Consider the following 20,439-nt stretch of genomic DNA (forward strand, 5'->3'; position numbering starts at 1 on the left):
GACAATTTCGTTATAAACAGTTAGGCTTCAGAAAGTCCAGGGCACCGTTTGGTGCTCAGCTCCACCCGAAGGAACTCCATGAGCACCACGCTGACTCGTCGCGAGGCCCGCGCCATCGAACGCCAGACCGGTGTGCGCCCCGTCGCAGATGCCACGCAGGCACTGAGCGCCCTGACGTTCGCCTCCGTCGCCAAGCCCCAGGCCGCGGCCGGCGCCAAGGTCGAAGAGACCGGGCGCATCGAGCGCAACGCGATCACCTCGCTTCTCTCCGTCATCCCGGCAGGTCAGGTCCCCACGGTCCAGGCTTCAGCGGGTCAGGAGGAATCGGATGCACCCCGCGTCCCCACTGCCTTCACCGGCGAGCGCGCCATGACGGTTCGGGCACCCCGCCCGAAGCAGCTCGTCGCCCGCCGACGCGTTGCCGGCGGCCTCGCGGTCGCCGCTTCGCTTGCCGCGGTCACGACCGTCGGCGCGATTGTGCCCAGCACCATGGCTGCCCCCGCCAACGAAGCGAGCCTCTCGAGCGCCGTCACGGCGCAAGACGGCGCATCCGATGACACCAACGCGGACGCGCAGAGCGACCAGGTGAGCGTCGAGGCGGCTATCGCCGATGCCGTCGCGGACGCGACGCCCTCCGTGCCGGCACCGGAGACGGTCACCGACCGTACCGAGACCTCGGTCGTGAGCATGAGCGCAGACCAGGTTGCAGCCGTCGCGACGCCAGAGCCCACGGCGGATGCGCGCACAGCCGAGACAACTGCCTCAGCTGACACGGCTGGACAGAGCGCCGTCGGTGCAAGCGTCGTCGAGACTGCTTCGCAGTTCATCGGCGTCTCCCCGTACGTGTTCGGCGGCGCAACGCCAGACGGTTTCGACTGCTCCGGGCTCGTGAAGTACGTCTTCGGCCTCCACGGCGTCGACGTCGCGCACGGCGTCAGCGCTCAAGCCGCTGCCGGCACTCGGGTGTCGGACCCGCAGCCGGGCGATCTTGTCATCTTCCCGAACTTCCACGTGGGCATCTATGCGGGTAACGGTCAGATGATCGACGCACCCACCGAGGGTCGATTGGTCGAGCTCGGCGGCCTCGACGCCGGCGGCAGCTACTACTTCGTGCGCCTCTGAGCCTTTTCTCCCGCCGAATGCGGGAGGGGCAGCTTCCTGTCTCACGCCCATCGGGCGCGTGAACAAGTGAAGACGCCCCTCCCGCATTTCGCGTCCGTGGTCTACGCTGAGGCCAGATCGACGACACTCGGGAGCGTCAATGAGGGCACGCAGCAGCATCCACGCCAAGGATGCGCGCGCGTGCTCAGCCCTCGACGTCTACCAGAGCGGCGAAGCCTGTCACACCGCACGAATACAGGCCGACGAGTCTCGTCAGTCCATCTACCTACTCGATTCAAGGGTGCCGCCGATCCGGGCGGTGCCCTTTTTTCGTACGGATGCGAAAGCAGGTCCGCGATGCGAACTCTCGTCCTGAACGCAGGCTACGAACCGCTCGGGGTGGTCTCCGATAGGCGGGCACTTGTGCTTGTCCTGCACGGCAAGGCCAGCGTCATCGATGTTGACGAAGAGCACCCCGTGCTCGGCTCGAGCGGCGTGTGGGAGCGGCCTCGCGTCATCCTGCTCACCAGGTACGTGCGGGTGCCGATGGCGCGCATGCAACCCGTCAGCCGCAAGGGCGTGCTGCGTCGGGATGCAAACCGCTGCGGCTACTGCGACGGGTTCGCGAATACGATCGACCACATCCTGCCGCGCTCGAGGGGCGGACGCGACAGCTGGGAGAACCTCGTCGCGTGCTGCCTGAGGTGCAACAACGTGAAGGGCGACAAGACGCCGGGGGAGATGGGGTGGCACCTGCGCCTCACGCCTCGTCCTCCGCGGTCGACGGGCTGGTCTCCGCGAAGTGTGGAGCGTGAGCTGCCAGAGTGGGCGGCGTACCTGCCGGCCGCCTAGCGGGATGTGGCCGAGTTCCCGGGGAGGGCAGTCGTCTCGCGGGTCGCGGCGATTTCTTCCGCGCGTGCCTTGAACGCGGCCGCCCGTTCGCGCAGCTCACGTTCGAAGACAGGCTTGGTCGCGGCGCCGAGCGTTGAGGAGAAGACGGGGGAAGCGAGCTTGTACGTGAACTTCCACGTCGCCTTCGTCCCACCATCTACCGCCTCGAAGCGCCATCCCTCGCCGAACGAGGTGAGCCAGCTCGGGCCCTTGACCATCTCGGCGGCGCTCACGAGCGGAGCGTGGACAACACGAAGCTCGAGGATCATCCGGCGCCCGCTCGGGGTCTTCGTGAAAAAGTGCGCGCCGGTAGCCGGCGAGCTTGCACCGCGGATGTACTCGCTCCGGACCACGCCGGGATCCCAGCTGCGTGCCTCGCCGAGGGTGTGCGCAAGCGCGAAGGCGTCGTCAACAGACAGGGGCACGATCACGGACGCTTCGAGCTGAGGCATGGAACCAAGTCTAGGAGTGACTAGCCTGGTGCCATGACTGACGCCGACGCCCGTATCGAAGCCGCACGCAGAGCACTTGAGGAAGCGACGGCCGCCCTTGCTGCCGCCGAGGCTGAAGCCGCCAGCACGCCAGAGGCCGAGCTCGTCGCGGAGCCAGCAGATCCAGCGGAGCCAAAAACTCCGGCGGAGCCAGCGGAGTCGGCAGCTCCCGCAGCTCCCGCAGCTCCCGCAGCTCCCGCAGTTCCCGCAGTTCCCGCAGCTCCCGTTGCGGCCACGGACACCTCGGGCCCGCTGGATGCGCAGCAGCTCGAGGTTGTTCGTGCGGGGTACGCGTTCGAAGCGCCGGCCCTCGAGATCGGCGCGATCGTGAACGGCGAGGCCGTCCCCGGCGTCCCCGTGCGCATCCCGCTCGCCATGACGAACCGGCACGGCCTCGTTGCCGGAGCGACGGGCACGGGTAAGACGAAGACCCTGCAGGTGCTCGCCGAGCAGCTGTCGGCGGCCGGCGTGCCCGTGTTCGCCGCAGACATCAAGGGCGACCTCTCCGGAATCGCGACCCCTGGCGAGCCGAACGACAAGCTCCTCGCCCGCACGAAGGGCATCGGGCAGGACTGGGTGCCAGCAGCCGCGCCCACCGAGGTGTTCTCGCTCGGCGGGCGCGGCATCGGAGTGCCGATCCGCGCGACGGTCTCGAGCTTCGGCCCGCTCATGCTCTCGAAGGTGCTCGGCCTCAACAAGACACAGGAGTCGAGCCTCGGCCTCGTGTTCCACTTCGCGGATGAGCAGGGCCTCGCGCTTGTCGACCTCTCGGACCTGCGGACGGTGCTGCAGTACCTCACGAGTGCTGAGGGCAAGGCCGAGCTCGAGGGGATCGGGGGACTCTCGAAGCAGACGGTCGGTGTGATCCTGCGTGAGCTCGTGAACTTCTCGGAGCAGGGCGCCGACATCTTCTTCGGAGAAACCGAGATCGACACGCGCGAGTTCCTGCGCGTGACGAACGACGGCCGCGGCGTCGTCAGCCTGCTCGAGCTGCCTGGCGTGGCCAGCAACCCGGCGCTCTTCTCCACGTTCCTGATGTGGCTGCTCGCCGATCTGTTCAACGAGCTCCCGGAGGTCGGCGACCTCGACAAGCCGAAGCTCGTTTTTTTCTTCGACGAGGCTCACCTCCTGTTCTCCGGCGCCTCCAAGGCGTTCGTCGAGCAGATCACGCAGACCGTGCGGCTCATCCGCTCGAAAGGCGTCGGCATCTTCTTTGTCACCCAGACGCCCAAGGACGTGCCGGACGATGTGCTCGCCCAGCTCGGCTCCCGAATCCAGCACCAGCTGCGTGCACACACCCCGGACGACGCCACGGCCCTCCGGCAGACGGTGCGCACGTATCCGAAGAGCGGCTACGACCTCGAACAGGTGCTGACGCAACTCGCGACGGGTGAGGCGATCGTGACCGTCATGAACGAGAAGGGCGCACCGTCGCCCGTCGCCTGGACTCGACTGCGCGCCCCGCAGGCGTCGATGTCGCCGACCCCGGAGGCCGGTCTTCAGCAGCTTGTCGCATCCTCGTCGCTGTACCCGCGCTACTCGCAGGTGCTCGACCCGCAGTCGGCGCACGAGGTGCTGACGGCGAAGATGAACGCCGCTGCTGAGCGAGAGCGCGCCGAGGCGGCGGCGCTCGAGGCGGAGAAGCAGGCGGCGAAGGATGCGAAGGAACGGGAGCGAGCGGAGAAGGCGGCCCGCTCGCGCACCCAGACACGCACGACCACCGCGGCGCGGTCCCGTCAGGATGCGGGGAGCGGCAACGTCGTCAGCGACATGCTCGGATCACGCACTGGTCAGACGATTGTCCGAGAAGTTGTTCGAGGGGTCTTCGGCACGCTCTTCAAGAAGCGGCGCTGACCGGACCACGCGGTGCTTGCCGGGGCAGATTGCCTCGCGAACAGCGAATGGGTGCCGGGGCCGTGATGGCCCTGGCACCCATTCGTGTCAGCGTTCGGCGTGCTTACGCCGTGGCGACGATCGGCGCACCCTCGCTGGGCTGCACGACCACGAATCCGGGGCCGTGGAAGGCGAGCTGGAACGACTCGCCGGAGCCGCGCCCGATGAGCGAGCCCATCTTGAAGTCGTTCTTGATGGTGGGCTGCAGGTTCTGCGACCAGCAGATCGCGGCCTGCGGGTCTACGAAGGTCGGCTGCACGGAGCAGTCGAGCACCATCGGCGGGCCGTCGCTCGAGACGGCCACTGTGCCGTGCCCGCCGAGCTCGAGGTTGAAGAGGCCGCCCGTCATCATTCCGGCGTTGGCGAGCATCTTGATGTCCCACTGCAGGTTCGCGTCGAACGCGAGCAGGTTGGACGTGTTGATGGTGATGCCCTCGCCCTCGAGCGTGAGCGTGAAGACGTCGGCACCCTGGCGTGCGAAGAACACCTCGCCCTGGCCTGCGACTCGCATGAGTGCGCCACCCTCGCCGGAGACCATCTTCTTCATGAATTTGCCGAGGCCGCCGGAGCCCTCGTGCTTGAAATCGAACTGGCCCTGGTAGGCGACCATGGCGCCCTTGGCGGCGAGGACCTCGGGTCCGAAGCCGACGCGCAGCATCTTCTTGGACTGCAGCACCCAACGTTCGGTGCTCTGGCTCTCCCGGTTCGCTTCCGCGAATAGTTCGCTGCGCATGCTCATTCTCCTTATTCTCTGCTTCCCCTGAAGCACGATGCCTGCATTGGCTGGGGTGAGGGGCCCCGCTGTTCGGCATCCTATTGCCGTTCGCGCAAGGGGCGCATGGGGAGTGCTCCCCATGCGCCCCTGGTGCCGTCCAGCCTCGTACGGTAGTGCGAGCCGGGGATGGCGACGAGGTGTTGAACTAGCTCAGTGCGATCTCGTTCGGAGCGCCGGGGAGCGTCTCAGAGCTCGTGATCTCCTCGGTCTCGAGGTTCACAGCGTGGATGGTGCTCGTCGCTGGATCGGTGACGTAAGCAACACCGTCCTGGACCTTGAGCGCTGGGTGCGCGTCCTGCCACTCGGCCGGGCCCTCCCACGCGTCGATCACTGGGATCGACGTGATCAGCGAGCCGTCTGCCTCCGAGAAGACGTGCAGGGCGCCGTCGGAGCCGAGGATGATCGCCTCGTTGTCGGAGCCGCGGCCGAGGTCGCGGAACGTGTAGCCGATGTCCTCGGGGAGGTTGTGCACCGAGATCTTGCCCGTCGCGGTGTCGACGAGGCTGAAGGCACTGAGCAGGTAGCCCTCGGCGTCCGGGTCTGACTTGTAGTCGCCGAGCGCGATCGCCGAGTCCTCGGTCGTGAGCATGTTGCCGATGCGTCCGAAGTCGTCAGGCGAGGAGAGTTTCGTGATCGCGCCGTCTGCGTAGGCGAGTGCGCCGTTCTCGCATCCGACGATGACAACCTCGTCCTTGACGGTGCCCTCCCCGTGCACCCCTGGGCACTCGGTGGAGCGTGCGAGCTCGTTGCCGTCGGCGTCCGTCGCAACGATGCCGGAGCGGTCGCTCAGTGTCGTGACGAACGTGCCGTCCGAGAGCTCGATCGAGACGCCGTGGTGCGCGGCGTCGCTCGTGACGGTCTCGGTGTCCGGGAGCTTGGTGTTGTCGGCGAGCAGCGCGTCAGTGTCGAAGACGACGGAGTCACCGGTCCCATCGAAGAACAGCACGGTCTTGCCGGCGTGCGGCACCGCGTGTCCTGCCTTGGATCCCTCGAAGGTGAGGCCGGTCAGGCCGGGCTCCTGCGTGTCGAGCACCTGGAAGCCAGCATCAGTTGTGACGAGCACGTTGCGGCCGTCGCCGACGGGATTGACGCGCGTGAAGCCCTCGATGGGCACGTCCCCGACGACCTCGAGGGTCGCCGCGTCGAGCACGACGAGACCGCCGTCGTAGGTGAGCGTGACCCGCTCGGAGGTGGGTGCGGCAGCTGCGCCGGGGCTTGCGGCTGCTTCGCCGGTGGCTGCCGGCGTGGTCTGCGCGCATCCCGTTAGTGCGAGGATGCCGAGGGCGGTTGCGGCGATGGCGCCGCGTGTCCTTGAGGGTGAGGCGATGGTCATGGAGACCCTTTCTTTCGGGGGTTGCTGCTTGGTTGGGGGAGAGGGGGATCGGCGCTGTCGTCAGTTATGAGGACCCGGGTGCCAGGCCGGTCGTGATGCGCTCCGTATTGGTGCGCATCATCTCGAGGTAGGTCGCGGCTCCGCCTCCGGCAGGCGTCAGCGACTCTGTGAAGAGCGGCTCGACGCGGACCTCGATGCCCGCCTCGCTCGCGAGGGCACGCGCCAGGTCATCCGGACTCGACGAGTCGGCGAAGATCGTGGGAACTCCGGCGGCGGTGATGTCGGCGCTGAGCTCGGCGAAGTCAGCCGCGCTCGGGGCGGCGAGCGTCGTCCCACCTGGGATGACGGTGCCGACGACTGTGAACCCGAAGCGGTCAGCGAGGTAGCCGAACACGTGGTGGTTGGTGACGAGGCTCTTCGAGGAGCTCGGGATGCTGTCGAACTCCCCCTGCATCCACATGTCGAGCTCTTCGAGCTGACTCGCGTAGTCGGCGACGGAGACCTCGAGAGTCTCGGCGTCGAGGCCAGCGACTTCGGCGGCGAGCTGCATGCCGAGCGCCTCGACGACCGCGGACATCCGGGCGGGGTCAGTCCAGAAGTGCGGGTCGTCCATGCCCTCGGTGTCGCCTTCCGTGTAGGCGAGCGGCTCGAACGCGTCGCTCGCGACGAAATGTGGGATGCCCGCGGCGTCGACCTGGCCGAGGTGCTGGGCGACCCCCTCCTCGAGGCCGAGCCCGTTGGACACGACGAAGTCGGCGTTCTCGATGGAAGCCGCCTCCTGCGCGGAAAGGCTGAAGGAGTGCGGGTCGGCCCCTGGTTTCATGAGGGTCGTGACGGTCGCCTGGTCGCCCACGAGCTCGGTGACGACGTCGCCGAGGATGTTGGTGGTGACGACGATCTCCGGCCGATCGGCGGGGGTCGTCGCGCCGCAGGATGCGAGGCCCGACGCGATCGCAAGGGCGGCACCTGCAGCGACGACGCCACGGAGGATGTGTGTGACGGTACGCGCACCCACGCTCAGTTTCCCGTCTCGAACGCGAAGGCCGGGGCCGAGGGCAGGGTGAGGGTGCGGGCGACGCGCGCGCCGTCCTTGTAGTCGATCTCGGACAGCTCTGCCGAGCTGCTTGTGCCCAGGTAGGCGCGGCTCGTGTCGACGGAGAGATGGAGGCTCGACGCGGTTTCCGGTGAGCCGACGAGGCCGGCCTGCGTGCCGGTCACCTCGCCGCTCTCTCCGTCGATGACCAGCAGTGTGCCGCGGTTGTCGACCGCGACGACGCGGCTGCTGTCGTCGCCCACCGCGACCGCGGTGAGGATCGGCGCCGTCGTGGGGATGAAGGTCACGTCCTGCGAGCGCGAGGCGGCGAGCCAGATGCCGGCTTCGCCGGCCGGGCCGGCTGCTGCGGGCCTGTGGGGGCGGCTGTCGAGGGTGCTCGCCTGGCCGATGGTCGCGTCGGGAGATGCGCCGCTCGCCGTGGGGTACTCGACCTTGGTGAGCGTGGGAGCTGTCGCCTCGGCCGCTGCATCCGGTGCGGACGCGAACACGAGCCCGTCCGAGCAGGAGAAGGTGGCGCCGAGGCTGGTCGCCTGCACGTCGCTCAGGCCGGGGCACTCGACCCCGGCGCCAAGCGCCTCCCCGTCGAGCGAGTAGGCGTCGAGGGTCGGGACGGCGCCAGGGGCGACGACGCTGCTGGCGACGACCGCGTCACCGACGGGCGCGGCGGCGGCGTCGTGCGGAGCTGACTCGATGCGTGCGAGCTCAATCGTCTCGCCCTGCCCGAGCGCGTGCCGGTCGAGGACCACGGTGGTTCCAGAGGTCGCGTAGCTCAAGGCCGCGATGCCCTCGTTCGAGGCGACGGAGGCCGGTCCCGACTCCAAGATCTCTCCGGCGAGACCGGGCGCTGCGCGGTAGTAGTGCACGTGGTCGCCGTGGGGCACCGTCCAGACTCCGGTGTCGATGATCTCGGTGCGACCTGCCCCGCTCTCGGAGGGAGCGACTCCCGAGAACACGAACCTGCCGTCGCTCACCGCCCAAGACGGACTCTGCACGGAATCGAGCTCGACGATCTCCCCAGTCAAAAGGTTAAGCACGTTGACGGAGCCGTCCGCGCCGATGCTCGCGATGCTCGACTGGGCCTCCGAGAGCTCCTCCGCACCCGCCACGAAGCCGTGTGGCTGCTCGTCGTTGGCTGCGGCGGTCTCGGTGGTCGCGGGATCCGCCACGTCGGGAGATGCGCATCCGGTCAGGGCGAGCATCCCGACGGCGACGAGGCCGGCGACAAACGGGCGTCCGCGCGTGGATGCGGGGGAGAGGGGCAGGGCTGCTAGGCGTGTGTGGGGCAAGAAGGCGCGCTTTCTGCTGGAGCTGGAGCTGGAGCTGGGGACTGGGCCAGGGACTGGGACGGGGACTGGGCAGGTGGGCGCGCACTGACGCGGCGGCGCCGAACCGGGCGCAGGGCCGACGCGACGGCCACGGAGAGAACGGCGGCGAGGGCAATGACTGGACCCGCCGCGATGGAGAGATGCCAAGAGGCGTAGAGGCCGACGACTACCGCGGCGATGCCTATGGTGCTGCCGAGCGCCATGATGCCGACGACGCTCTTCCTCGTGAGGGAAGCGGCCGCAGGAGGAGCAAGCAGAAGTGCCGTCACGAGAAGCGTTCCGATGGCCTGGTAGGACGCGATCACGGCAAGTGCAACCAGCGCGATGAGGGCGAGGCTCGCCCGCTCGGGTCGCAGGCCGAGCGTGAACGCCTTGCGCTCGTCGAAGGCCAGCGCGGTGAAGCCGCGGTGGTAGACGGCGAGCCCGGCGACCGCAAGGGCGAGGGCTGTGCCGATGAGCCACAGCGCGGCGGGCCCGATAGCGAGCACGTCACCGAAGAGCATCGCTGTCACGTCGACGGCGAAGCTTCCCGACTTCGAGACGATCGCGATGCCGAGCGCGAGCATTCCGACGAACAGGATGCCGATTGCGGTGTCGTTCGAGAGCCGAGTGCGCTTCGTGAGCGTGCGCACACCGACGGCCATGACCGCAGCGGACACGGCTGCGCCGGCGACGGGCGGGAACCCGAGGAGCACGGAGACCGCGACCCCGGGCAGAATGCCGTGCGCGAGCGCCTCGCCGAGGAATGCCATGCCGCGCAGCACGACCCACGTGCCGACACACGCACACAGCACGGCGGCGAGGGAGCCGCCGAGGAGGGCTCTGACGAAGAAGCTCGCTTCGAGGGGATCGGTGAGGAAGGGCACGAGGAAGGACCGTAGCATAATGAAAACGCTTCTCATTACCGATAGGGTGGCGCGCATGGCCGTCCTCACCACGCTCTCGGATGCAACCGTTCGCTACGACTCGCACGCCGCGCTCGCGGGGGTCTCGCTCGAGATCCAGCGCGCCGCCATCACCGTCGTGGTCGGGCACAACGGCTCGGGCAAGAGCACGCTCCTCGGCGTGCTCGCGGGGACAACGGCCCTCACCACGGGATCGTTGGAGTGGCAGGACTTCGACGCCTCTCCGGGGCGCATCGCGTCCGTGCCGCAGCACGCGAGGCTGCCGGAGGGGTTCCCGATCACCCTCGAAGCAGCCGTCGCGATGGGCAGATGGGCGAACCGTCGTGGAGTGCCGCGCGTTTTCGCGCGACGCGGGGGACCGACGCCAGGCGCGGGACGGTCGGAACGGGTGCGGCGCCCGGACTCCGAACACGTGAGGGAGGCGCTCGAGCAGCTGGGTCTCAGCCCGCTCCGGCGTCGCCTCCTCGGAGAGCTCTCGGGGGGTCAGCGGCAGCGCACCCTTGTCGCGCAGGGCATCGCGCAGGACACCGAGCTGCTGCTCCTCGACGAACCGACGGCCGGCGTCGATGCGGAGTCCAGCGCCCGCATCGCAGTGTGCCTCGAGACGCTCGCGGCGCGGGGCAAGACCATCGTCGTCGCGAGTCACGACGCCCACGAGATCGCGTCGGCGGACGTCGTCGTCGCGCTCCGGAACGGTCGGATGGCCCCGGGAGACCGGTGAAGTCAGCGTGACCCGGCGCTGCGCTTCGTCACTAGGATGACGGCAACCCCTCGATCCACGGACGAGGAGAGTCCGCGCCGTCCAAGGCGCATCCACCACTGAAGGAGCCTGCAGTGAGCCAGTCCACCCCCATCGTGCGTTTCAACCTCAACCCGAGCCTCCTGAGCGCCAGGCAGGTGACGACACTGCGCTGGGTGTTCGGCATCGGGGGAGCGACCGCGCTCATCCTCGGCATCGTCGCGCTCGCCTTCCCGGTGAAGGCACTGACCGCCATCGCCTGGATCTTCGGCCTGTTCTTTGTGTTCTCTGGTGCGCTTCGCCTCGTCCGCGCCATCGTCTCGAAGGGCATCCCCACGGGGTGGCGGGTCTTCAACGGCGTCGTCGGGCTGCTGCTCGTCGCCGGCGGTGTCATCGCCCTCGTCCAGCCGGCCGCGCTCATCGACGCACTCGGTATCCTCATCGCCATAACCTGGATCATCGAGGGCATCGCGTCACTCGCGGATGCGTCGCCCGATCAGTCCCGATGGTTCGCCATCCTTTCCGGCGCGCTGAGCATCGTCGCGGGCCTCCTGATCCTGCTCTGGCCCGCCGGGATCGTGGTCGTCGTGCTCTGGATCGTCGCGTTCATCCTCATCATCGGCGGCATCACACAGCTCGTCATGGCCTTCCGGTTCGGCAAGAGCGCGAAGGGGGCGTGATGGGCATGGCAATCGAGAGCGCCGGCATCCGCCTGGCGGAAGCGGCTCCATCTTCCAAGCTCCGGACCGTCAAGCGCGTACTGCTCGGTGGGTTCCTCGTCTTCGCCGGCGTCACCCACCTGACGGTGGCTCGCGAGGAGTTCACGGCGCAGGTGCCGAAGTCGGTGACCAAGTACGTTCCCGTGACGACCGACCAGGTTGTGCTCGCATCCGGTGTCGCCGAGATCGCGCTCGGGCTCTCGATCCTGTTCGCGCGCCGCGCTCAGCGACCGACCGTCGGCTGGGTCGCCGCCTTCTTCTTTGCAGCGGTGTTCCCCGGGAACCTCGCGCAATTCGTGCATCGCCGCGACGCGTTCGGCCTCGACACCGACAAGAAGCGCTTCCTGCGCCTCTTCTTCCAGCCTGTTCTCATTGCCTGGTCGCTCTACTCGACCGGTGCCTGGCGCCGCCGCATCAAGTAGCGGGGCAGGCGCGCCCGCACTCACCAACTCGCCAGTCCCACCAACAGATTCGGGATGGGTTTCTCATCTCGGGATGGCGTGCACGCCATCCCGAAGCGAGAAACCCATCCCGAAGCTCTTTGCTGTGGGTGGGGTGGCCGGCGGACGTGCGCCGAGACCAGCGCGGTCAGCGGGTCCGGGCGGCCTGCTCGATGCGGTCGAGGTGCTCCGCCGTGTGGCGGTGCCCGAGCGCCTCGTAGCCGATCACGATCACAACGGGCGCGAGCATCCCGACGAGAAGGCTGAGCGAGATGCTCGCGCCGTTGGCTGACATGACGACGCTCGCCGCAAGCAGGGCGACGGATGCGAGCATGAGGGCCACGTGGAAGACAGTGATCGTGCGCAGCAGGTACGAGTAGAGCACGAACGCCGTGAGCAGGAAGATCAGGACAGGGATGGCAACCGAGAGCACAGCCGTGACTTCGCTCAGATGGTAGTGCTCGTCGAAGGTGTACGCGACGACGTGGAGGCCAGCTCCCGTGGCCGCTATGGAAGCGAAGATGAAGAAGTGGCCGTAGCCCCACGGGAACGAGCGCTCGCGGTGGACGTGCAGCACCTCCGCTGCTGGCACGGTGAAGTACACCCACCACATGCCGAAGATGAGCACCATGCCGACGATGACCAGCACGATCGCGTCGAAGCTCCAGCCATACTCGGTCGTAATGGTCGTGACGGCGGCGATCGTGCCGAAGACGCCCTCGCCAAGCGCGATGATCGCGAGCAGTGAGTAGCGTTCAGCGATGTGGTGCGCGTGCCACGGCGTAGCGGAGCCAGTCCGATCGCCGCGCCGCTCGGCGACGAGCGGGGCCGAGATCTCGACGAGGAGGGCAATGAATCCGCCCGCGAGGGCGAAGACGAGCGTCAGCGGGAGGACCGCGACGACGACCCACAGGACCTGCGCGATCGACACGAAGATCGCATACGTGATGGCTGTCGATCGGTACTTCCTGCTGCCATGCGCGGCGCGGAGCCACTGGCAGACGAGGGCGACGCGCATCACGACGTAGCCCGCGATCATGACGCGGTTGTCGAGCACCTCGCCGTGGTCGATGGACTCGAACATGGCAGGCAATCCGAGGGCGAGGATGACGACGCCGGCCATCTGCACCATCGTGAGCAGGCGGAACAGCCAGTCGTCTGTGTCGAAGGCTGACGCGAACCAGGAGAAGTTGATCCAGGCCCAGACGAGCGAGAACATGGCGAAGCCGAAGCCGATTATGGCTGGACCCGTGTGGCCTTCGGCGATGCCGTGCGCGAAGAGGTTGCCAGCGGCGCCGAACGACGCGGCGAAGGCGAGGTCGTAGAGCAGCTCGAGCGGAGTCGCGGCGCGACCGCTCTCGTGGGTGTCGCGGCCGAGCATCCGCTGAAGGCCGTGATTGAGCCGCCGCGGCGCGGGTTGGAGGGGCTTCGAGGTCATGAAGTTGTCCGATCTGGCGAAAGTGATGAGCTTCGGAGGTCTCGCAGACCGACGCTGATGTTCCCCCACCGGCTCCGAAGCCTGTACATGTTACGTCCTGCTCGGCGCTCCCGCGCGTCGCCTCGGCCTGAGCACATGTGCAGATGCGACACTGCAGGGGTGGATGCACACCTCCGACCATGGGTGGCCGATGACGCCCCCGCCCTTGCGAATGCCATGCGCACCTCGCCGGACCTCGCCGCGCAGTTCCCGGGAGGGGTACCTTCGACGGAGCTCGACTACGTCTCCTACATGGCGCAGCACCTCGTCTCCGGCACCGCCAAGCACGATCTCGCGATCATCGTCGACGGCATCGCGGTGGGCAACGTGGGGCTCAGCAACATCGAGCATGTGCACCAGACGGGCTGGGCCTACTACTGGCTCGCGAAAGGCGCACGGGGGAGGGGACTCGCCACGCGGGGCCTCGCGACGATCGCCGACCTGGCTTTTACCGAACTCGGGCTGTATCGCCTCGAGCTCGGCCACCGTACCGGCAACGCCGCGTCGTGCCGGGTCGCCAGCCGCGCCGGGTTCCGGCCGGAGGGCATCGAGCGACAGAAGCTCCGCTACGGCAATCAGCGCTTCGACGTCGAGACGCACGCGCGACTCACGCTCGATCCGGTGCCGGACATCGAACTCATCCCTCGCACGGCCTACCTGTCTGGCCCCAGGCAGCCGGACTACACACGTCCCGACCTGGGCACGGCCTGACGCGGCCAGAGCGGCTCAGACCTCCACAGGGCTGTCCCGCCCCAGGCCCGTACCCTGGTGGCATGTCTGCAGTTGAAGATTTTGCGCGCCTCCCCGTCGACCCCACGTCCCAGGCGAAACTCGCCGAGGCGGGCCTCCGCTACGACACACTCGACACGAGCGACGCCGCCGCGTTCGCCGCGTGGGCACGCTCCGACCTCCGAGGCTTCCTTGCCGCGGAGCCGAGCGAGAAGTACCTGGAGGGCATGCGGGCATCCCTCGGCTACCGGCGAACGACGGGTGTCTGGGACGAGTCGGCACCGCTCGCGGATGAGCCCATCGCGACCGCGAGCTCGTGGCCTGCGGAGCTGACGTTGCCCGGCTGCAGGCAGCTGCAGAGCTGGGCGATCAGCTCGGTCACCGTCTCTCAGGCCCGTCGCAGGCGCGGCATCGCCAGGAACCTGCTCGAGGGTGAGCTGCGCACGGCAGTGGCGCTTGGCATCCCGCTCGCTGCGCTGACGGTCTCCGAGTCGACGATCTACGGCCGCTTCGGCTTCGGCCCGGCGACCTTCGCCGCGACCCTGCGCATCAACACGCGTCGCGTGCGGTGGAGCGGCCCAACCCCTGCCGGTCGCGTCGACTACGTTTCCCGCGAGCAGTGGGCAGCGCAGATCGCCGGGCTGTTCGAGCGGGCACGAGTCTCGACGGTCGGTGAGATTGAGGGCTGGGATGGCATTTGGCCCCGGCTGGCCGGCACGGTCCATGACGAGGAGGGCGATGGCAAGAAACTTCGCGCCATCACGTACACCTCCGAATCGGGTGTGCTCGAGGGTGCCGCGCTCTTCAAGCTCGAGGACGGGGAGGATGACTACGCGAGCCACACGCTGAGCGTCGAGTTCATTCGAACGGTGAGCGACGACGCGTACGCGGCGCTGTGGCGGTTCTTCCTCGAGGCCGACCTCGTCGCGGCCGTCAAGGCTGAGCAGCTGGCTGTCGATGAGCCGGTCAGGTGGATGATCGGCGACCAGCGCGCCGCGACCGTCTCGACCACCGACCATCAGTGGCTGCGCATCCTGGACACCAAATCCGTGCTCGAGGCGCGAAGCTACGCGTCGTCCGGTGTGCTCGGGATCGAGGTCGAGGATGCGCTCGGCTTCGCGGGCGGGACGTATGTGCTGACCGTCGCAGTCGACGGCGCCGGAACTGTGGAAGCTGTCGACCAGCTCGCTGGGGACGTTCCCGCGCTGCGGCTGCGGGTCGACGCCCTCGCGTCGCTCCTCCTCGGTGGTGTGGCGCCCGCGGCGCTCCGTGCTTCCGGGGCGCTCTCTGAGTTCAACGAGGGGGCAATCGAGCTCGCTGGGCGCATGCTTCGGGTCTCGCCGGAACCCTCGCCCGGCATCTGGTACTGAAGCCGGACGGCGGGTGCTCCGCCGACGGTGAACACCGCCAGGTTCCGGCGGTGCCGCGCAACTAGAATCTGCGTCATGGCATCTGGATTCTGGGGGCGCGCTCGCCGCGCGAAGCAAGCGCAACAGGCCGAGATCGACGCGCACGACAAGGACCTCGCGCTCAAGGCCGGCGTCGCGCTTGTCGACGCCGACGAACGCATCCGGCTCATGAACGACGAGCTGTCGTTCGCCGAAGCCGAGCTCGGTTCGGGCGCCACCCGAGATCTCAAGGAGACGCTCGTCAATGTGCGCAAGTACATGGGCGAGGCGTTCCACCTCAATCAGCTCAACGTCGATGACATCCCGGATACGCCGGACGAGCTGCGAACGAGGAACGCCCGCATCGTGCAGATCTGCGAGTGGGCCATGGGGCTGCTCGAGGAGAAGTCCTCGGTGCTCGAGGAAGCCGTCGCGGTTGTTCGCCAGACGCCGGCCGTGCTCGAAGGGGTCAAACGCGACTCGGAGCGGCTGCGTGCGCGCATCCCTGACGCACAGGCGAGTATCGACCGACTCGCGTTGCGCTACTCGGATGCTGCCCTCCACCAGGTCGGCGACAACCCGGCGGAGGCGGCGCAGCTGTTGACGTTTGCCGAGCACAGCGCAGACGTGTCGCTGCGCCGACGCGAGGCCGGGCAGAACGAGCAGTCGCGGCTCGCGCTCGAGGCCTCGACGGAGGCCGTGCGCCGAGTCCACACGTTGCTGGACGCTGTCGAGAACTACGAGATCGAGGCGTTGCGTGCCGAGTCGACGCTCGCCGCGGTCATCGCCGACTCGCGCGGGGACCTGGTCGCGGCGCGTGACGCGCCGCGCAGCCAGGAGGTCGAGGACGCAGCGAAGCGTCTCACCGACGCGCTTGCTGCGCTGCCTCCCGCGGGGGAGCGCACGGACCCGTTCGCCGCGCTGTCGCGGCTGCGTGCTGCGAACACCGGGCTCGACGAGGCGATCGCGAAGGCCAGGGACCGGGCGGCGCGCCCCATCCCGTCGCAGGGGCAGGTGACGACAGCGATCGACGATGCTGACCGGCAGATCGCGGTCGCGAACGACGTGATCTCGGGACACCGTGGATGGATCGGGTCGGCACCACGGACCAGGCTCGCCGAGGCCGAGCGCATCCGCAACGAGCTCGTCAGCTATCGGGGCGGGGAAGATGAGCGCGAGCAGGCGCTCGCCTTGGCTCGGCGGGCGGGCTCGCTGGCGAGCGAGGCGCTGCAGCTCGCGCAACGCGATATCGACGAGTCTCGACCACAACAGCAGCAGGGGTACGACGAGTGGGGACAGCCTCGTGGTGGTGGTTACCAGGGTGGCTACGGCGGTCGCGGCGGCCGGCGCGGTGGCGACATGGGGGACGTTGTCGGCGGCGTGCTCGGGGGGCTCATGATCGGCGGACTGCTCGACGGGATGTTCGACTAGACGCGACTCCGAAGTTGCCTCACCGTTCGGTCGGCCGCTTGGGGTGAAGCTTTGGGTGAACTCACTCACATTTCTTCGATTTGCGCCAGGGTGTTCAGGGTGCCGTGATACTGCGCTATCTTCGGGTGAGGTGCCGGACTTCAGTGCCGAGTTCCGCTTCGTTCCCCATGTAATTCGTTCCCCCGACGAAAGAGTGCCGAATGCCCAGCACAGCCAACGACCCTTCGCCCCAGAACCCGCAAGTGCCGAGCAGCTTCGCCGGCACCCAGCCCCGAACCGGCACGGTCACGCGACGCTCTGTCGTCGCGGGCGCGGCCTGGACGGCCCCGCTTGTTGTCGCCGCTGCATCGGCACCCCTGGCGGCCGCATCGCTGACGACCGCCGGCTGCCTGCCCACCGGCACCCTGTTCAACGCGGGCTCGAACGGGCGCCTGCTGAGTGGTGTGCTGCTCGGGACCGAGCTCCTCGGCGGCTTGCTCGCCGGGCTCACGGGGGCGCCAACGCAGCTCTCAGGCAGCGCTGTCCAGGGGCAGAACACCTCCCCGCTCGACGGCGTCATCAACCTCCTTTCTGGAGTGCTCCAGATCGTGACGGGTCCGCAGTCGCTTGGCCTGTTGAACCAGCTCTCGTACGCGAACCAGTACGGCACGACAGACGGCTCGAGCGGCGCGGTCGCCAACGACGGCCTCATCGCGTTGACGCCCGCTCAGGGTGAGCTGACGCTCGGGAACCTTGATCTGACGAAGGTCTTCACGCAGCTCGGCACCCTACTCGGCGCGCCGGTCGCTACCGACCTCCTGAACTCGCTGACTGACCTCGACCTCGACATCGGTGCCGTCGCCGGACGCACCTTCGCAAATGTCCTCTGCGTGCCACCGCAGACCGTCGTCGGAACTCCGCCTGCGCCGTCCGTGACGACCGGGTCGGTGTCCGAAGCCTTCCGTGGCGCCACAGCCCCTCCCGTCACCGTGCAGCCGCCCGTCGGCGGCATCCAGCGCCAGTACATCCTGAGCCACCTGCGGACCAACGTCACGTCTGATGTCGTTGGCACGCTTGGCACCGCGCTGCAGGCGACGATCCCCGTCAACCTCCCCGTCAGCACGCAGGCAATCTTCGATGTCCTTGCAGGGATCCCGCTGCTCAGCACCCTTGTCGGGCTCCTCGGCGGCGCCGCGGCGCTCAACGTCAGTGCAACGGTCGACCTTGCCGCCTTGACCGCGGCACCGATCGGTGGTGCGAACTCTCCGTTGAGGCTCGACCTCGCCAACGGCACCGTGACGGTCGACCTCGCACCGCTCTTGGGCACGCCTGACGGCAAGACCTTCAACAACTTGCCTGGCAACACGCGACTCTTCGCTGACCTGCCGCTTCCGACAAATGCCGTCGTCGCAGCCCTCAACACGCTGGTCGAAGACATCATCACGCGCCTCGCGGGGTCGATCAATGTCTCGATCACAGCCAGCATTTTGCTTGGTGCGACGACGGTCAACATCAGTGGAACCCTCGCTCAGTTCCTGGCCGGACCTGGCGGCGGGGCCACGGCCGTCATCAAGGTCGCTAACATCACGCTGAACCTCACCCCTGTTCTCGGCACGCTGCTTGGTGGCATCGCCGGCGTCGTCGCGGGGACGGTTCGAAACCTCCTGGCGCCGAACGGCACGCTCAACGCGATCTTCACGCCACTCAACAACCTGCTGTCGCTGCTGTTCGACGCGCTCAGCAGCATCCTGGTCATCACGATCAACGCGCAGAACGACGATTCGTCGAAGGACCCCTTCCGGGGTATCCGGGTGCCGTTGCCTGCGGGCGGCACTATCCCGGCGTCGCCGAACTTCCGCGTGTTCGAGACGGCGGCCCTGCAGGTCGGGGCCATCGGGTTCCTGAACCTGCTCAACCTGTTCGTGGCGCGCGGCACAAGCGGACCGAACCCGCTCCGCCCGTAGGGCAGAGCGCGCGGGCTTCCGTGCACGAACACAGGCCCCGCCGGCGCTTCGCAGCGCGGCGGGGCCTGTTTCGTGCGCGTGAGCTCGTGCCTGCCCGCGCAGCTACTTCGCGGAGCGCACCGAGAGCAGCTCGTACCCCTCAGGAACCATCGCCTCGATCTTCGACTTGGCCTCCTCGTAGGAGTCGGCTTCCGCCTCGATTGTCTCGCTCGCGACGGGACGGATGACTGCGATGACCTTGACCATCCGCTGATCATATGGCGCATGTGGGAGCGGCATGGGCAGGACGCGGTGCTACCAGCCGCGTGAGGTGTCGTGTCAGGGGTCGCGGTGTCAGATGTCGCGGCGGATGCGCTCCGTCGCGCGCGCATCCCACGCCTCCTGCAGGACCTCACCGAGCCTCTCGTCAGTCAGCTTGTCGAGTCGCACGAGCACGCTGGGGTGCCCGTCGTAGTGGGAGGTCGTGAAGAAGAGCTCTGGCTCACCCTGCAGGAGGGCCTCGCGGTCTCCAAGGTCACTGCGCCAGCACACCAGCACGCCTGGCTCGTCGTGGAGGCGGGCGAACATCTTCTTCCCGACGTAGAACGCCGGGGTGCCGTAGGCCGTGCGCTCGTCCGTCTCGGGGAGCGCCAGGGCCAGTCTTCGAACGTCATCCTCGGTGCTCATGACAACATCGTGCCATTCGGGACACGCCAGCGGTGGAATAGCTCGGCCCAATCTTGTGCTTGACCAGAGTATGAAGGCAATCGTCTACACAGCCACCGGTCCGTCCGACGTCCTCTCCCTGGTCGAGCGCGAAGTCGCGCAGCCTGGTCCTGGCGAGGTTCGCGTCAGGGTGATCGCCTCGGGCGTGAACCCCACTGACTGGAAGGCGCGTGAGGGCGGCGGGGCCGGCGGTTCGCTCGCGTTCGACGAAGTGGTTCCGAACCAGGACGGCGCAGGTGTCGTGGATGCGGTCGGCGAAGACGTCGACGGCCTGGTCGTCGGCGATCGGGTTTGGCTGTATCTCGCGGCGCACCAGCGCCCGACGGGCACCGCGCAGGAGTTCACGGTGCTGCCCGCCGACCGAGTTGTGCGCCTGCCAGAGGGCGTCGGCTTCGATGTCGCAGCGAGCCTCGGTGTTCCGGCCATGACGGCGCACCGGGCGCTGACGGTGCACGAGCGCGGCCCCGCCCGTCTTTCGGCCGGGGCGCTGGCGGGTCGCACCGTCCTCGTGCACGGCGGCGCGGGTGCCGTCGGGCACGCTGCGATCCAGCTCGCGGTGTGGGCAGGCGCATCGGTGATCACGTCGGTGAGCAGCGACAAGAAGGAAGCCCTGGCACTCGCAGCCGGGGCGCACCACGTAGTCAGCTACCCGGACGCCTCAATCACCGAGCGGATTAAAGATATCGCCCCGAACGGAGTCGACCACATCGTGGAGGTGTCGCCGACGCAGAACGCGGCGCTCGACGTCGAGGTCATCGCCAACCATGGCAGCATCGCCTACTACGCGAACAACAACGGCGACGACTTCTCTGTGCCGATCATCCCGAGCTTCGCGAAGAACGTCCGCTGGCAGGGGCTGCTGCTCTACACGGTGGGTCCGGATGCGCTGCACGCGGCCGCAGAGGACGTGACAGCGGCACTCGTCGACGGTGCGCTGCCGGTGGGGGAGTCGGCTGGCTTGCCCATCACCTGGTTCCCGCTCGAGGACACCGCGGCGGCGCATGACGCCGTCGAGAGTGGCGCAGTCGGCAAGGTTCTTATCCGCGTCGCCGACGACGAGGCCTGATTCCGGGACCGCGGCGCGGCTCTGGTTTCGGCTT

Annotated in this window: 20 protein-coding genes; 11 read left to right on the top strand and 9 right to left on the bottom strand. The window is 68.0% G+C overall.

Annotated elements, in window-relative coordinates:
- The first annotated feature begins 78 nt into the window (after positions 1-78).
- Positions 79-1,122, top strand: coding sequence for a C40 family peptidase (locus C5B85_RS00475; RefSeq protein ID WP_104284119.1), 1,044 nt, complete (start codon positions 79-81; stop codon positions 1,120-1,122).
- A 336-nt stretch (positions 1,123-1,458) separates the two neighbouring features.
- Entirely contained in the window at positions 1,459-1,953 is a 495-nt protein-coding gene (locus tag C5B85_RS00480; RefSeq protein WP_104284120.1) for an HNH endonuclease, read from the top strand.
- Here the strand turns inward: C5B85_RS00480 and C5B85_RS00485 are convergent.
- Entirely contained in the window at positions 1,950-2,444 is a 495-nt protein-coding gene (locus C5B85_RS00485) for an SRPBCC family protein (RefSeq protein ID WP_104284121.1), read from the bottom strand. The genes C5B85_RS00480 and C5B85_RS00485 overlap by 4 nt on opposite strands.
- 33 nt (positions 2,445-2,477) lie before the next feature.
- On the opposite strand from C5B85_RS00485, the gene C5B85_RS00490 reads away from it, so the two are divergent.
- Entirely contained in the window at positions 2,478-4,337 is a 1,860-nt protein-coding gene (locus tag C5B85_RS00490; RefSeq protein WP_104284122.1) for a helicase HerA-like domain-containing protein, read from the top strand.
- A 103-nt stretch (positions 4,338-4,440) separates the two neighbouring features.
- Here C5B85_RS00490 and C5B85_RS00495 read toward each other — a convergent pair whose 3' ends face one another.
- The 5 genes from C5B85_RS00495 to aztB form a co-directional block, all read right to left on the bottom strand.
- Positions 4,441-5,109, bottom strand: a complete 669-nt coding sequence (locus C5B85_RS00495) for an AIM24 family protein (RefSeq protein ID WP_104284744.1) — start codon at positions 5,107-5,109, stop codon at positions 4,441-4,443.
- Positions 5,110-5,296: 187 nt separating this feature from the next.
- Positions 5,297-6,484, bottom strand: a complete 1,188-nt coding sequence (locus C5B85_RS00500) for a hypothetical protein (protein ID WP_104284123.1) — start codon at positions 6,482-6,484, stop codon at positions 5,297-5,299.
- A 64-nt stretch (positions 6,485-6,548) separates the two neighbouring features.
- Positions 6,549-7,499 (bottom strand): zinc ABC transporter substrate-binding protein AztC, encoded by a 951-nt coding sequence (gene aztC, locus C5B85_RS00505; RefSeq protein WP_258070527.1) that lies wholly within the window; start codon positions 7,497-7,499, stop codon positions 6,549-6,551.
- Between the two features lie 2 nt (positions 7,500-7,501).
- Positions 7,502-8,824: a hypothetical protein gene (locus C5B85_RS00510; RefSeq protein WP_104284124.1), complete on the bottom strand. Its 1,323-nt coding sequence runs from the start codon at positions 8,822-8,824 to the stop codon at positions 7,502-7,504.
- Positions 8,806-9,747, bottom strand: coding sequence for a zinc ABC transporter permease AztB (aztB, locus tag C5B85_RS00515; RefSeq protein ID WP_104284125.1), 942 nt, complete (start codon positions 9,745-9,747; stop codon positions 8,806-8,808). Before aztB ends, C5B85_RS00510 begins: the two co-directional genes overlap by 19 nt.
- Positions 9,748-9,784: 37 nt before the next feature.
- On the opposite strand from aztB, the gene C5B85_RS00520 reads away from it, so the two are divergent.
- From C5B85_RS00520 to C5B85_RS00530, 3 genes are all read left to right on the top strand, one after another.
- Positions 9,785-10,489: a metal ABC transporter ATP-binding protein gene (locus C5B85_RS00520; protein ID WP_181064206.1), complete on the top strand. Its 705-nt coding sequence runs from the start codon at positions 9,785-9,787 to the stop codon at positions 10,487-10,489.
- A gap of 113 nt (positions 10,490-10,602) precedes the next feature.
- A complete protein-coding gene (locus C5B85_RS00525) occupies positions 10,603-11,187 on the top strand; it encodes an HdeD family acid-resistance protein (protein WP_181064207.1) in 585 nt (194 codons plus the stop codon).
- A gap of 5 nt (positions 11,188-11,192) precedes the next feature.
- Positions 11,193-11,648, top strand: coding sequence for a hypothetical protein (locus C5B85_RS00530; RefSeq protein WP_181064208.1), 456 nt, complete (start codon positions 11,193-11,195; stop codon positions 11,646-11,648).
- Positions 11,649-11,814: 166 nt separating this feature from the next.
- On the opposite strand, the gene C5B85_RS00535 is transcribed toward C5B85_RS00530, so the two are convergent.
- Positions 11,815-13,104 carry a low temperature requirement protein A gene (locus C5B85_RS00535; protein WP_219819316.1) on the bottom strand — a complete coding sequence of 430 codons (1,290 nt, stop codon included), beginning with the start codon at positions 13,102-13,104 and terminating at the stop codon, positions 11,815-11,817.
- A gap of 159 nt (positions 13,105-13,263) precedes the next feature.
- On the opposite strand from C5B85_RS00535, the gene C5B85_RS00540 reads away from it, so the two are divergent.
- From C5B85_RS00540 to C5B85_RS00555, 4 genes are all read left to right on the top strand, one after another.
- Positions 13,264-13,854, top strand: a complete 591-nt coding sequence (locus tag C5B85_RS00540) for a GNAT family N-acetyltransferase (RefSeq protein ID WP_104284129.1) — start codon at positions 13,264-13,266, stop codon at positions 13,852-13,854.
- A gap of 62 nt (positions 13,855-13,916) precedes the next feature.
- On the top strand, positions 13,917-15,242 hold the full coding sequence (locus C5B85_RS00545; protein WP_104284130.1) for a GNAT family N-acetyltransferase: 1,326 nt from the start codon (positions 13,917-13,919) through the stop codon (positions 15,240-15,242).
- Positions 15,243-15,317: 75 nt separating this feature from the next.
- The gene (locus C5B85_RS00550) at positions 15,318-16,691 is read left to right on the top strand and encodes a hypothetical protein (RefSeq protein WP_104284131.1); all 1,374 of its coding nucleotides are present in this window, start codon (positions 15,318-15,320) and stop codon (positions 16,689-16,691) included.
- 200 nt (positions 16,692-16,891) lie between these two features.
- A complete protein-coding gene (locus C5B85_RS00555; RefSeq protein ID WP_104284132.1) occupies positions 16,892-18,634 on the top strand; it encodes a choice-of-anchor G family protein in 1,743 nt (580 codons plus the stop codon).
- A gap of 102 nt (positions 18,635-18,736) precedes the next feature.
- Here C5B85_RS00555 and C5B85_RS19045 read toward each other — a convergent pair whose 3' ends face one another.
- Entirely contained in the window at positions 18,737-18,880 is a 144-nt protein-coding gene (locus tag C5B85_RS19045) for a hypothetical protein (protein ID WP_181064209.1), read from the bottom strand.
- An 87-nt stretch (positions 18,881-18,967) separates the two neighbouring features.
- The gene (locus C5B85_RS00560) at positions 18,968-19,300 is read right to left on the bottom strand and encodes an MmcQ/YjbR family DNA-binding protein (protein WP_104284133.1); all 333 of its coding nucleotides are present in this window, start codon (positions 19,298-19,300) and stop codon (positions 18,968-18,970) included.
- A 70-nt stretch (positions 19,301-19,370) separates the two neighbouring features.
- Here C5B85_RS00560 and C5B85_RS00565 point away from each other — a divergent pair, with 70 nt between their 5' ends.
- Positions 19,371-20,405 carry an NADPH:quinone reductase gene (locus C5B85_RS00565; RefSeq protein WP_104284134.1) on the top strand — a complete coding sequence of 345 codons (1,035 nt, stop codon included), beginning with the start codon at positions 19,371-19,373 and terminating at the stop codon, positions 20,403-20,405.
- Positions 20,406-20,439 lie beyond the last annotated feature (34 nt).

Origin of the sequence: Pseudoclavibacter sp. AY1F1, assembly GCF_002931075.1 — a bacterium.
Taxonomy (GTDB): domain Bacteria; phylum Actinomycetota; class Actinomycetes; order Actinomycetales; family Microbacteriaceae; genus Pseudoclavibacter.